A 13,540-nucleotide genomic window follows, 5' to 3' on the forward strand; every position below is an offset into this window, starting at 1 on the left:
CGCCGGCAAGCCGTGCTCCTACACAGCCACGACTACCCCCACCTACTTCACTAAATGTTCGTAATTTTTCCTTTATCAGCCCTTCGATGAGTATTTTCAATCGAAGCTGACTGGCTGTGCGCGTCTTTATGGGCTAGTATTTTCGCAAATGAACATTCATGTTCGAATTCAAATACAGAAACCAACAGAACTGATAAAAAGTTCCGAGACCTTAGCCGATGCCCACTTCTACCTTGCCTACGCCCCCTCTTGCCGAGGTCTACGATATCGCCGTCATCGGTGGCGGGATCAATGGCGTGGGGATCGCAGCGGATGCCGCAGGCCGCGGTCTCTCGGTGTTCCTTTGCGAAAAGGATGACTTGGCCAGCCACACCTCTTCGGCCAGCAGCAAGCTGATCCACGGCGGCCTGCGCTACCTCGAACATTACGAATTCCGCCTCGTGCGCGAAGCCCTGGCCGAACGTGAAGTGCTGCTGACCAAAGCCCCGCACATCGTCAAGCAAATGCGCTTCGTGCTGCCGCACCGTCCGCACCTGCGCCCGGCCTGGATGATCCGCGCCGGCCTGTTCCTGTATGACAACCTCGGCAAACGCGAACAGCTCCAGGGTTCGAAAAGCCTGAAGTTCGGCCCGGATAGCGCGCTGAAAAGCGAAATCACCAAAGGCTTCGAATACTCCGACTGCTGGGTCGACGATGCGCGTCTCGTTGTGCTGAATGCCATGGCCGCCCGGGAAAAAGGCGCCCACGTCCACACTCAGACCCGTTGCGTCAGCGCCCGTCGCACCAAAGGCCTGTGGCACCTGCACCTTGAGCGCGCCGATGGCAGCCTGTTCTCGATCCGCGCCAAAGCGTTGGTAAATGCCGCCGGCCCGTGGGTCGCCAAGTTCATTCGTGACGACTTGAAAATGGAGTCGCCGTACGGCATCCGCCTGATTCAGGGCAGCCACCTGATCGTGCCGAAGCTGTACGAAGGTGAACACGCGCACATTCTGCAAAACGAAGATCAGCGCATCGTGTTCACCATTCCGTACCTGAACCACTTCACCCTGATCGGCACCACCGACCGCGAATACACCGGCGACCCGGCTGCCGTGGCGATCACCGATGGTGAAACGGATTACCTGATGAACGTGGTCAACGCCCACTTCAAAAAGCAGCTCAGCCGCGACGACATCCTGCACAGCTATTCCGGCGTGCGCCCGCTGTGCAACGACGAATCCGACAACCCGTCAGCCGTCACCCGCGACTACACCCTCGCGCTGTCGGGCAGCGGTGAAGAAGCGCCGTTGCTGTCGGTGTTCGGCGGCAAGCTCACCACCTACCGCAAACTGGCCGAATCGGCGCTGGCCCAACTGGCACCATACTTCACGCACATCAAGCCGAGCTGGACCGCCAATGCGCCGCTGCCGGGTGGCGAAGACATGACCACCCCGCAGGCGTTGAGCTCAAAAATCCGCGACAAGTTCGACTGGATTCCGACCGAGATTTCCCGTCGCTGGTCCACCACCTACGGCAGCCGGACCTGGCGCATGCTCGAAGGCGTTCAAAACCTGAGCGACCTGGGCGAGCACATTGGCGGCGGTCTCTATACCCGTGAAGTCGACTACCTGTGCAGCGAAGAATGGGCGACTAACGCGCATGACATCCTGTGGCGCCGCAGCAAGCTCGGCTTGTTCACCACGCCGGCGGAACAGGAAAAGCTCAAGGATTACCTGAACAAGGTCGAGCAGAACCGCAGCAAGATCGAAGCGGCCTGATCGGCGCTCCGGACAAACGAAAGCCCCTGAATCTCACGATTCAGGGGCTTTTTTGTAACGGCCGGTTTATTCCCGCAAATCCGACTCATGAATCGGCTGATCACGATGGGTCGCCCGTTGATACTGCGCCGGCCAGATGGCTTTGCGCCCCCCGAGATCATCATCCGCATGCAGCGGCCAGTACGGATCGCGCAACAGCTCGCGGGCCAGGAAGATGATGTCTGCCTGACAGGTGCGCAGAATGTGCTCGGCCTGCGCCGGGTCGGTAATCATGCCTACGGTGCCGGTAGCGATTTCCGCTTCCTTGCGGACCTTTTCGGCGAAGCGCGTCTGATAGCCGGGGCCGGTAGGAATTTCCGCGTTGACCGCCGTGCCGCCAGACGACACATCGATCAGGTCCACGCCCAGGGTTTTGAGGCGACGCGCCAGTTCAACGGTTTCATCAGGGTTCCAGCCGTCTTCTACCCAGTCCGTGGCCGAGACCCGAACAAACAACGGCAGCTCTTCCGGCCACACCGCGCGCACCGCTTCGGTGACCTGCAATACCAAACGAATGCGGTTCTCAAATGAACCGCCGTACTGGTCACGCCGTTGATTACTCAGCGGTGAAAGAAACTGGTGCAGCAGATAGCCATGGGCCGCGTGCACTTCCACCACTTTGAAACCGGCTTCCAGCGCACGTTTGGCTGCATCGACAAAAGCCTGAATCACATCGGCGATTTCAGCATCGTCGAGCTGTTTGGGTTGTGTGTGCTGTGGGTCAAACGCAATCGGTGACGGGCCGACCGGCAACCAGCCGCCGTCTTCGGCTTTTACGCTGCCATGCTTGCCGAGCCACGGCCGATAGGTGCTGGCCTTGCGCCCCGCATGGGCCAGTTGGATGCCGGCCACACCGCCCTGGGCGGCAATGAAGCGGGTGATGCGTTGCAAGGGTTCGATCTGTTCATCGTTCCACAGGCCAAGGTCTTGCGCGGTGATGCGCCCGTCGGCGGTGATCGCCGTGGCTTCGGTGAACACCAGCCCCGCCCCGCCGATGGCACGACTGCCGAGGTGGACCAGATGCCAGTCATTGGCCAGGCCATCGATGCTGGAATACTGGCACATCGGTGATACCGCGATGCGATTGAGCAGGGTCAGTTGGCGAAGGTTATAGGGTTCAAGCAGCAGACTCATGGGGCACCTCTCGAATCAGTGGTCAGGCTCCAGGGTTCTGTTTGAAAAGTCGACGAGTGACAGGAAAAAGGTACAGCACCCGCCCCCGCGGGCAAAGAATTCGACAAGACGTCACAAGGATAATCAAGCAGTGTTTAGAGCCTAGTCGACATCGCTGTAGGAGCGAGCTTGCTCGCGAAAAAACCAGAGGCGCTGATGGGAATCAGATTTAGCGCGTTATCGTTCACGACCATCGTCGGAGCGCCGCCCGGAGCAAGCTCGCTCCTACAAGTATTGGCTTAACGCGGTTCGATGTGGGCAATCATCAGCTGAACGGTCTCGTTCCCACGAAACTCGTTCACGTCGAGCTTATAGGCCAGCTCCACCCACTTGATGGTCGGATTCGGCCAGACGTCACGGTCGATGCCAAAGGCAATGCCATCAAGCTTGACCGAGCCGCACTCACTTCTGAGCACCACTTTCAGGTGGCGTTCGCCGACCACGCGCTGTTCGACCAGTTGAAACACCCCGTGAAACAGCGGCTCCGGGAAATGCTGCCCCCAAGGGCCGGCGTGGCGCAGTGCACGGGCCAGTTCCAGGTGAAACTCCTCGACCGCCAAGGTGCCGTCAGACAGTAGGCGCCCAGTCAGGTCCTCTTCGCGCAATTGCCGACGCACTTCCGCGTCAAAGGCTTCGGCGAACAACGGGAAATTCGCTTCCGGCAATGTCAGCCCTGCCGCCATCGCATGGCCGCCGTACTTGGTGATCAGGTTCGGATGCTGCGCCGCCACCACGCTCAGGGCGTCGCGGATGTGAAAGCCCTGGACCGAACGGCCCGAGCCTTTGAGCAGGCCGTCGCCGGCATCGGCGAAGGCAATGGTCGGGCGGAAATAGCGCTCTTTCATCCGCGACGCGAGGATACCGATGACACCCTGGTGCCACTCGGGATCGAACAGGCACAAGCCGAACGGCATCGATTCCACCGGCAAATCCTTGAGCTGCGCCAGCGCTTCACGCTGCATGCCTTGCTCGATGGATTTGCGGTCCTGGTTCATGCCGTCCAGCTGAGCGGCCATTTCGCCGGCCAGACCGGCGTCTTCAGTGAGCAGGCATTCGATGCCCAGGCTCATGTCATCCAGGCGCCCCGCCGCGTTCAGGCGCGGACCGACGATAAAGCCAAGATCGGTGGAGGTGATGCGCGCATGATCTCGCTTGGCCACTTCCAGGATCGCCTTGATCCCCGGTCGGGCACGGCCGGCACGAATCCGCTCCAGGCCTTGATGCACCAGAATCCGGTTGTTGGCATCCAGCGGCACCACGTCAGCAACACTGCCCAGCGCCACCAGATCCAGCAGTTCGCCGATGTTCGGCTGCGGCTTGCTCGCATACCAGCCGAGTTCGCGCAACCGCGCGCGCAAAGCCATCAGCACATAGAAAATCACCCCGACACCGGCCAGCGCCTTGCTCGGGAACTCGCAGCCGGGCTGGTTCGGATTGACGATGGCGTCGGCCAGCGGCAGCTCATCACCGGGCAAGTGGTGATCGGTGACCAGCACGTTGAGCCCGGCCTTTTTCGCCGCCGCCACGCCTTCGACACTGGAAATGCCGTTGTCCACGGTGATCAGCAGTTGAGGCTGACGCTCCAGCGCCACCGCGACGATTTCCGGCGTCAGGCCGTAGCCATAGTCGAAACGATTGGGCACCAGATAATCGACATGCGCCGCACCCAGCAAGCGCAACCCCAACGTGCCGACCGTACTCGCGGTTGCGCCGTCGGCGTCAAAGTCACCGACGATCAGAATCCGCTGACGCTGCTCCAGCGCGGTCACCAGCAAATCCACGGCCGCCTCGATACCCTTGAGCTTCTGGAACGGAATCAGCCGCGCCAGACTCTTGTCCAGTTCGGCTTCGGACTGTACGCCCCGCGCCGCGTACAGGCGGGTCAACAGCGGCGGAATATCACCGAGGAATGGCAAGGTGTCGGGCAGCAGGCGAGGTTCGATGCGCATGGGGTGACAGGTGCTTCTCTTAAGTACGTAGGATAAAACCGAATGACGTGCGCGGACTCAGCCGCGCTCGCCCGACAACCATTGCAGTTGGACTTCGTGCTGACCACGGTCATCGGTGACGAAAATCGTTCCTTCGCTGATCATCACGTCCCACTTGATGACGCGCGGCATGTCTTTGGCCAGGGTCTCCAGGACTTCCTGAGGCACCGCAGCGATGTGGACGTTTTTCAGGTTCTTGATCGCCGGGATCACTTTGCCTTCCCAGACGCGCAGGCTGCCATACGCCAGCAGACTGGTGCGTTCAGTGCGACGCGAACACCAGGTCAGGCGATCGGCATCCGGTTGGCCGACTTCGATCCAGTGCAGGACACGGTCATCCAGGCTTTTTTCCCACAGGGCCGGTTCATCCACTTCTGACAGACCACGGCCAAAAGACAGCTGCTCGTTGTACCAGAGGGCGTAGGCCAACAGGCGCACGGTCATGCGCTCTTCGGTTTCCGAAGGATGACGGGCGATGGTCTGTTTGACGCTCTCGTAGACGCTGCGGTCGAGGTCGGTGAGGTTCAGTTCAAACTTGTAGGTCGTGGACGGCTGGGCCATGAACGGGCTTCTTGATACGAGGAAAGGCGGCAAGTCTAACCGATGCGGCAGGTATTCATCGAATTGAAGGCAATCTCGCCCGGGCGCCTGACAGTCGGCTATGTTAAAACTCTGTATTCGCTCAACCCTTGTCCTACAGGATCCCGTATGTCGTCCACCGCCAAACCGCTTTCAGGCCTCAAAGTCATCGAATTGGGCACTTTGATTGCCGGCCCTTTTGCCTCGCGCATTTGCGCTGAATTCGGTGCCGATGTGGTCAAGGTCGAATCCCCGGACGGTGGCGATCCGCTGCGCAAATGGCGCAAGTTGTATGAAGGCACTTCGCTGTGGTGGTTCGTGCAGGCGCGTAATAAAAAGTCGCTGACCCTGAACCTCAAGCATCCCGACGGCCTGGCGATCCTGAAAAAGCTGCTGAGCGAAGCGGACATCCTGATCGAGAACTTCCGCCCGGGCGTATTGGAAAAACTCGGCCTGGGCTGGGACATCTTGCACGCACTAAACCCAAAACTGGTGATGGTGCGCCTCTCGGGCTTCGGCCAAACCGGACCGATGAAAGATCAGCCGGGCTTTGGTGCGGTCGGCGAGTCGATGGGCGGCTTGCGCTACATCACCGGTTTCGAGGATCGCCCACCGGTACGCACCGGGATTTCCATTGGCGACTCGATTGCCGCGCTCTGGGGCGTGATCGGCGCGCTTATGGCTTTGCGTCACCGCGAGGTCAATGGCGGCCAGGGGCAAGTGGTGGACGTGGCGCTCTATGAAGCGATCTTCGCCATGATGGAAAGCATGGTCCCGGAGTTCGATGTGTTCGGCTTCATCCGCGAACGCACCGGCAACATCATGCCCGGTATAACGCCGTCATCGATCCATACCAGCGCCGATGGCAAACACATACAGATCGGTGCCAACGGCGATGCGATCTTCAAACGATTCATGCTGATCATTGGCCGCGAAGACCTGGCCAACGATCCAATGCTGGCCAGCAACGACGGTCGTGACAGCCGCCGTGACGAGCTCTACGGGGTCATCGATCGCTGGGTCAACTCACTGCCGCTGGACACAGTCCTTGAGCGGCTGAATCAGGCCGACGTGCCAGCCAGCCGGATCTTCAGCGCCGAAGACATGTTCAGCGATCCGCAGTACCTCGCCCGGGAAATGTTCCTGCAGGCCAAGCTGCCGGACGGCAAAGACTTCAAGATGCCGGGAATCGTGCCGAAACTCTCTGATACACCCGGTGATTGTGAATGGGTCGGGCCGCAACTGGGCGAGCACAATGCGCAGGTACTCCAGGAACTTGGCTATGACGCGTCGCAGATCACACAACTGCGCAAAGACGGAGCCATTTGAGCTGAAGCGTCTGTTTGCGCAATTCATCAAGCACTGCCTGTGGCGGAACGGGCGGGCGCTGTGTGCTTTGGCGGGTATGCTGCTGATCGCCGCGCTGGCGCCTGTGGCACTGGCGCAACCCAAGGACACGCTGATCTGGCTCAAGCGCGACCTGCCACCGCTGTTCATTTTCGAAGGCCCGAAAAAGGGCCTGGGTGTTATCGATCAATTGCTGCCGAAGCTCATGGCCGGCATGCCTCAGTACCAGCACAGCGTGATGAGGGTCAATCGCGCGCGTGGATTGCAGATGCTCCATGAGCCATCCCTTACCTGCGATGCGGCGCTGAACTGGAGCAAGGAGCGGGAAACCTGGATCGCGTTTTCAACGCCGGTGTTCCGCGCCATGAGCAACGGCCTGGCCGTACGGCGTGTTGATCGCGAAGTGCTGGCGCCCTTCATAAAGGACGGCGAAGTGGATCTGGCCGCCCTGCTCGCTACCGGCAGTGTGAACTTGGGGATCATTGCCGAACGCAACTATGGTGAGTACCTCGACACCATGCTTAAACAGGCGCCACCCAAGGCGCTGACACTCCATTACGGCAATGACGCCTTGGGCAGTCTGCTGCAAATGCAACGACTGGGACGCCTGCAACTGCTGTTGGGCTATCGCCCGGAAATCCGCTACCAGGCGCAGCAGCAAGGGATCGCCGAGAATGAATTGCAGTTCTTCCCGATCCGCGGCACAGGCAAATACCTGTCCGGATACATCGGCTGCACCAACACGCCGCAAGGCCGACAGGCGATCATCGAGATCAACCAACTGCTGCGCGCCCTGCCCCGCGATCACCTGAGCGAGGCCTACGCGGCCTGGCTCGACCCGGAAAGTCGCAGCGAATACCTGGAAGCTTCCAAAGCTTTTTTCGAACAACAGGCCGGGCAGTGAAAAATCCCGGGCAAAAGAAACCCCGAGAAGTGGGGAGACGACTCGGGGTTAAACGTGGTCTACATAAAGACCCGTAGCAACAAGCTACAAGCACCGGAGCACAATGCTTGATCTTGCTGGTAAAGGGTCTGACTGACTTGGGCGCAGGAAGGTTCCCACAAAACTCAATTCAGTTTCGGCTGGCCAGCAGCCGGTCCTGAGCGGCGTTGCGCAACGCCGCGATCACACAAGGCTCCAGGCGTCCTTCAGCAATCAGCACATCGCGATGCAAACCATCGACCACATCGGTCAACGAACGCTTGTCGATCAACTGCGCCTGACTGAACTCCCGGTCGACCACCACTGCACCGGTCGCGTTCGTCAATGTCACCCGGCATTCGCCATGAAGGCCCGACGGGGTCAATGTCACCTGGTACGGGCTCAGAGCCTCACCGAGCAAGAGACTGATACTTTCCATCTCGATCACCACTCAATAGTCCGAAAACAAAGTGCCTGGGGCGTGTCTACAGTAAATGACCGCCGGCCCGAGAAGAAAGTTCTGGATACCGAGCGCAGGTAAACCTGCGTCTCTGGTCGAAAGAGCATGCATGCCAAAGATGACAGAGAAAAAACAGGCGCGTCACGTCTGTCGGGTTCGCTGACCGATATCGACCCATCCCCCTAACAACCCTCGCAATTGACCATCGGCACTATAAAACGGCACGGTCCATTGATAGATGTCCCTGAGGCCATGCTTGAACAGCAATTGCCGCTCGTTGAACCGTGATTTGCGCGTGTTCATCTGAGCCATGAACTCGGCGTGCAAAAGCTCGGCGGTTTCTTTAGGCAAGACTTCAAGTTCGATCAACAGTCGTCCCTGCATCTGATCAAAACGGGCCGACAGGCTCTCCTCATAGCTTTTGTTGCATATGAGCAAACGTCCTTGCCGGTCTCGAACAAACACTGGGTCAGGCATTGCGTCCATCAACGTGTGCTGGAACGCCAACTGATCGCGAAGACCGTTCTCTGCGCCCTGAAGCTGCTCTATTACAGTAGCCAGTCGACGATTCCAGATCAGCGATATCAGCGCGAACAGACTGGCGATCAACACACTCCAGCAAACCTGCCTGCTTATCCCCGCCCAGATTGAGGGTGTCGTTGCGGGCGCAATCTCATGAAACCATTTCTGGCGAATGGCTCGCAGTTCGGCAGGCGGAAAAGCCTCCAGTGCTTTGCTGAGGATGCTCAACAGCTGCGGCTGATCTTTGTGTACTGCCAGATAATCAGCATCCCATTTGCCCTCCATCGCTTCACTCACCCTGAGCCGCCCTGACGGATAGAGTCGCGCTCCGATTTCATTGTCGATGGTCGCGTACGCTTCGCCGCTCTCGACCAATGCCCGGGCTTCAGCGTGAGTCTTTACCGAACGCAATTCGATGGACGGGTGGTCGCGACGAATCACGGCCTCCAGCGCATGCCGCGTCGGTAGCACCAGTACCTTTTTCGCCAATTGCTCCAGCGACTGCACAGCAGGGGCCTCTGCATGCCCGACAAACACCCAGCCAGCGCCGCCGAAGGCATGACTGAAATCGAGAAATGCCCTGCGTTCGTCGTTCATGGACAGCATCGTGCTCATATCGGCAGCGCCGCTTTCCAGACGACCGAGCAACTGCTCGGTGGAAAATGTCTCGTCGTAGACAAACTGCAAGCCTGTCATGGCGCTGATGCGCTCCAGCACATCGTTATGGAAACCACTCCAATGACCGCGCTCGTCCTTGAACAGATACAAGGGATATTGTGTCGACGCGACGACGACTGGCGAATGCTCCGCCAACCACTGGCGTTCCTGCGCATCAAGCTCGATCAGCGGCCCGGTAGCCGTCATGTCAGTTTCATACGCTACCAATTGCGCCGCCATCGCCCCCAGGCTCAGCCCCAGGAGCGCAACCAAAAACATCCAGCTCAAGGCTGGCATCAATACTGCAAAATACGGCATTACCACATCCTTGCGCTCGGTCCGCCCGTCCTCAATAGGCGATTTCCCGGCCAGTGTGGCATGCAAAAACAACAAAGCCCGTCAGGTGACGGGCTTCAATGTGTGACAGGTTTTGCCGGTTACAAAGGCTTACCGCGGTTGCCATGCTGACTGACAAAGGCCTGCACGGCTTTCAGGTCGTTCGGCAACACGGTGCAACGCTCGTCTCGCTCAAACAAATCAGAAAGATGTACAGGGAGTTCTAGTGCTTTTCCTACACCGGCTTTCTCCACGGCGTCCGGGAATTTGACCGGATGCGCCGTACCGAGGATCACCATTGGGATATCCAGGCTGCGACGGCATTCGCGCGCGGCCTTGACGCCGATGGCGGTGTGCGGGTCCAGCACTTCGCCGGTCTGCTCGTAGACTTCGGCGATGGTTTCGCAGGTTTGTGCGTCATCCACGGCCAGCGAGTCGAACAGTTTGCGGGCTTCGGTCCAGCGCTCTTGCTCGACGCTGAAACCGCCGCCTTGCTTGAAGCTGTCCATCAACCCGGCAATCGCTGCGCCGTTGCGACCGTGCAGGTCGAACAGCAGGCGTTCGAAGTTCGACGAGACCATGATGTCCATCGACGGCGACAACGTGGCGTGCAGGGTTTCCTTGACGTACTGGTTGCCGCTCATGAAGCGGTGCAGGATGTCGTTGCGGTTGGTGGCGACGATCAACTGGTTGATCGGCAGGCCCATGTTGCGCGCCAGGTAACCGGCGAAGATGTCGCCGAAGTTGCCAGTCGGCACCGAGAACGACACCGAACGCGCCGGGCCACCCAGTTGCAGGGCTGCGTGGAAGTAGTAAACGATCTGGGCCATGATCCGCGCCCAGTTGATCGAGTTCACGGCTACCAGACGAGTGCCCTTGAGGAAGCCCTGGTCGGCGAAGCTCGCCTTGACCATTTCCTGGCAGTCATCGAAGTTGCCTTCGATGGCGATGTTGTGGATGTTCTCACCGAAAATGGTGGTCATCTGCCGGCGCTGCACTTCCGATACGCGGTTATGCGGGTGCAGGATGAAGATGTCGACGTTTTCGCAATGCTTGCAGCCTTCGATGGCAGCCGAACCGGTGTCACCGGAGGTGGCGCCGACGATCACCACGCGCTCGCCGCGCTTTTCCAGCACGTAGTCGAGCAAGCGACCGAGCAGTTGCAGAGCGAAGTCCTTGAACGCCAGGGTCGGGCCGTGGAACAGCTCCAGCACCCATTCGTTGCCGTTCAGCTGACGCAGCGGCGCAACGGCGCTGTGGGCGAACACGCCGTAGGTTTCTTCAAGAATCTTTTTGAAATCGGCGTCTGGAATGCTGCCGGTAACGAACGGGCGCATGACGCGGAAAGCCAGCTCGTGATACGGCAGGCCGGCCCAGGAAGCGATTTCTTCCTGGGTGAAACGTGGCAGGTTTTCCGGGACGTACAGACCGCCGTCGGTAGCAAGACCGGCCAACAGGACGTCTTCGAAATTCAGGGCCGGTGCCTGGCCGCGGGTACTGATGTAACGCATGACTGACTCCAATGGACAGTGTTCGTAATGCCGGGCCAGCACGCTGGCCCGGTGAACGATAACGGCTTAGTTCAGGTGCTCGACACGGATCCGTACGACCGGACCGACCACGCCCGCCAAGGCTTCCAGGGCGGCGATGGCATCGTTGATGCGCTGCTCCAGTACGCGGTGGGTCAGCAGGATCATCGGCACCAGGCCGTCGTGCTCCTCGGCTTCTTTCTGCATGATCGACTCGATGTTGATCCCGCGCTCCGAGAGGATGCTCGCCACCTGAGCCAGCACGCCCGGATGGTCCTTGGCCTGGATGCGCAGGTAGTAAGCGCTTTCGCAGGCTTCGATCGGCAGGATCGGGTGCGCCGACAGCGAATCCGGCTGGAAGGCCAGGTGCGGCACGCGGTTTTCCGGGTCGGAGGTCATGGCGCGAACCACGTCCACCAGATCGGCGATCACTGACGAAGCGGTCGGCTCCATGCCGGCGCCCGCGCCGTAGAACAGCGTCGAACCGGCAGCATCGCCGTTGACCATCACCGCGTTCATCACGCCGTTGACGTTGGCGATCAGGCGATCAGCCGGGATCAGCGTCGGGTGCACGCGCAGTTCGATACCGGCAGCGGTGCTGCGCGCCACGCCCAGGTGCTTGATGCGATAGCCCAGCGCTTCGGCGTAGTTCACGTCAGCGGTGGTCAGCTTGGTGATGCCTTCGGTGTAAGCCTTGTCGAATTGCAGCGGGATGCCGAATGCAATCGAAGCCAGGATCGTCAGCTTGTGGGCTGCGTCGATGCCTTCAACGTCGAAGGTTGGATCGGCTTCGGCGTAACCCAGAGCCTGGGCTTCGGCCAATACGTCTTCGAAGGTGCGACCCTTCTCGCGCATTTCCGTCAGGATGAAGTTGCCGGTGCCGTTGATGATGCCGGCGACCCAGTTGATACGGTTGGCGGACAGGCCTTCGCGGATCGCCTTGATCACCGGAATGCCACCGGCTACCGCCGCTTCGAACGCAACGATCACGCCCTTCTCGCGAGCCTTGGCGAAAATTTCATTACCGTGAACAGCGATAAGCGCCTTGTTCGCGGTGACCACATGCTTGCCATTCTCGATGGCCTTGAGTACCAGCTCGCGGGCAACGGTATAGCCGCCCATCAGCTCTATGACGATGTCGATCTCAGGGTTCGTGGCCACTTCGAAGACATCGTTGGTAATCGCAATACCGGTCGTTTGGAACTGAGGCTTTGGCGTGCGCATGGCAATTTGAGCCACTTCGATCCCACGCCCGGCACGACGAGCAATTTCCTCGGCGTTGCGCTGAAGTACGTTGAAGGTACCGCCACCGACGGTCCCTAACCCACAGATGCCTACTTTGACCGGTTTCACTGTGAACTCCCCATAAAACGGCCGACTCAAGGCCGGCCGTGAAAACAGCCGCATGCTCGCGGCTCTCTATTAATGGCCCGGCGATGTCGCTGCCGGACCATGCTCGTCAATGGCTGACCGTGACGATGCGAATTTACTTCGCGCCCAGCGCCAGTTTGGCGACTTGTGGCGCAGGCTGGTAGCCCGGAATGACCTGACCGTCGGCCAAAACGATGGCCGGTGTGCCGTTCACGCCGATCGACTGACCGAGGGCGAACTGCTTGGAAACCGGGTTATCGCACTTGGCGGCCTTGATTTCCTTGCCGTCGACCATTTTATCCATGGCCGCTTTCTTGTCTTTCGAGCACCACACCGCTTGCAGTTGTTCGTCACCCGGCGAGCCCAGGCCCTGGCGCGGGAACGCTACATAACGCACTTCGATGCCGCGCTTGTTCAGCTCCGGGATCTCGGCGTGCAATTTGTGGCAGTACGGGCAAGTGGTGTCGGTGAACACGGTGATGTGCGACTTGGTTTCGCCAATGGCCGGGTACACCACGGTTTCGGCAACCGGAATCTCGTTGACCAGTTTGGAGATGCCCAGGCGTTCAGTCTTCTCGGTCAGGTTGACCGGTTTGCCGTCCTTGAGCTGGAACATGTAGCCCTGAACGACATATTGGCCGTCGGCGCTGGCGTAGAGAACGCGGCTGCCCTTGAGTTTGACTTCGTACAGGCCCGGCAGCGGACTGGCGGTGATGGTCTCTACCGGCACTTCGAGCTGGAGGTTTTCCAGGCTTTTACGAATGGCTTTGTCGGCCGCGTCATCGGCGACGGCAAAGGTGCTGACCAACGCAATGGCTGCGGCGGCGAAAATCTGGGTCAGACGCATGAGAACTCCTGAA

Annotated in this window: 11 protein-coding genes; 3 read left to right on the forward strand and 8 right to left on the reverse strand. The window is 59.6% G+C overall.

Going from position 1 to position 13,540, the window contains the following annotated elements; all coding sequences use genetic code 11:
- Nucleotides 1-218: 218 nt before the first annotated feature.
- Entirely contained in the window at nucleotides 219-1,757 is a 1,539-nt protein-coding gene (glpD, locus tag ACW9JC_RS15835) for a glycerol-3-phosphate dehydrogenase (RefSeq protein ID WP_457455928.1), read from the forward strand.
- Nucleotides 1,758-1,823: 66 nt separating this feature from the next.
- Here glpD and ACW9JC_RS15840 read toward each other — a convergent pair whose 3' ends face one another.
- From ACW9JC_RS15840 to ACW9JC_RS15850, 3 genes are all read right to left on the reverse strand, one after another.
- Nucleotides 1,824-2,930, reverse strand: a complete 1,107-nt coding sequence (locus ACW9JC_RS15840; protein ID WP_457455930.1) for an NADH:flavin oxidoreductase/NADH oxidase — start codon at nucleotides 2,928-2,930, stop codon at nucleotides 1,824-1,826.
- Nucleotides 2,931-3,208: 278 nt separating this feature from the next.
- Nucleotides 3,209-4,918, reverse strand: coding sequence for a single-stranded-DNA-specific exonuclease RecJ (gene recJ, locus ACW9JC_RS15845; protein ID WP_448109196.1), 1,710 nt, complete (start codon nucleotides 4,916-4,918; stop codon nucleotides 3,209-3,211).
- Between the two features lie 57 nt (nucleotides 4,919-4,975).
- Nucleotides 4,976-5,518, reverse strand: coding sequence for a YaeQ family protein (locus ACW9JC_RS15850; protein WP_053155117.1), 543 nt, complete (start codon nucleotides 5,516-5,518; stop codon nucleotides 4,976-4,978).
- Between the two features lie 147 nt (nucleotides 5,519-5,665).
- On the opposite strand from ACW9JC_RS15850, the gene ACW9JC_RS15855 reads away from it, so the two are divergent.
- Nucleotides 5,666-6,865, forward strand: coding sequence for a CaiB/BaiF CoA transferase family protein (locus ACW9JC_RS15855; RefSeq protein ID WP_457455932.1), 1,200 nt, complete (start codon nucleotides 5,666-5,668; stop codon nucleotides 6,863-6,865).
- Nucleotides 6,819-7,787, forward strand: coding sequence for a TIGR02285 family protein (locus ACW9JC_RS15860; RefSeq protein ID WP_457455934.1), 969 nt, complete (start codon nucleotides 6,819-6,821; stop codon nucleotides 7,785-7,787). Before ACW9JC_RS15855 ends, ACW9JC_RS15860 begins: the two co-directional genes overlap by 47 nt.
- A gap of 169 nt (nucleotides 7,788-7,956) precedes the next feature.
- On the opposite strand, the gene ACW9JC_RS15865 is transcribed toward ACW9JC_RS15860, so the two are convergent.
- From ACW9JC_RS15865 to dsbC, 5 genes are all read right to left on the reverse strand, one after another.
- Complete coding sequence (locus ACW9JC_RS15865) at nucleotides 7,957-8,244, reverse strand: DUF3509 domain-containing protein (RefSeq protein ID WP_338582818.1); 288 nt, start codon at nucleotides 8,242-8,244, stop codon at nucleotides 7,957-7,959.
- Nucleotides 8,245-8,406: 162 nt separating this feature from the next.
- Nucleotides 8,407-9,762, reverse strand: coding sequence for a transporter substrate-binding domain-containing protein (locus tag ACW9JC_RS15870; RefSeq protein WP_457455936.1), 1,356 nt, complete (start codon nucleotides 9,760-9,762; stop codon nucleotides 8,407-8,409).
- A gap of 119 nt (nucleotides 9,763-9,881) precedes the next feature.
- Entirely contained in the window at nucleotides 9,882-11,291 is a 1,410-nt protein-coding gene (gene thrC / locus ACW9JC_RS15875; protein WP_075945553.1) for a threonine synthase, read from the reverse strand.
- A 66-nt stretch (nucleotides 11,292-11,357) separates the two neighbouring features.
- Entirely contained in the window at nucleotides 11,358-12,662 is a 1,305-nt protein-coding gene (locus ACW9JC_RS15880) for a homoserine dehydrogenase (RefSeq protein ID WP_338582821.1), read from the reverse strand.
- A gap of 133 nt (nucleotides 12,663-12,795) precedes the next feature.
- The gene (dsbC, locus tag ACW9JC_RS15885) at nucleotides 12,796-13,527 is read right to left on the reverse strand and encodes a bifunctional protein-disulfide isomerase/oxidoreductase DsbC (RefSeq protein WP_419708688.1); all 732 of its coding nucleotides are present in this window, start codon (nucleotides 13,525-13,527) and stop codon (nucleotides 12,796-12,798) included.
- Nucleotides 13,528-13,540 lie beyond the last annotated feature (13 nt).

It is taken from the genome of Pseudomonas sp. SDO5591_S426 (assembly GCF_054070755.1).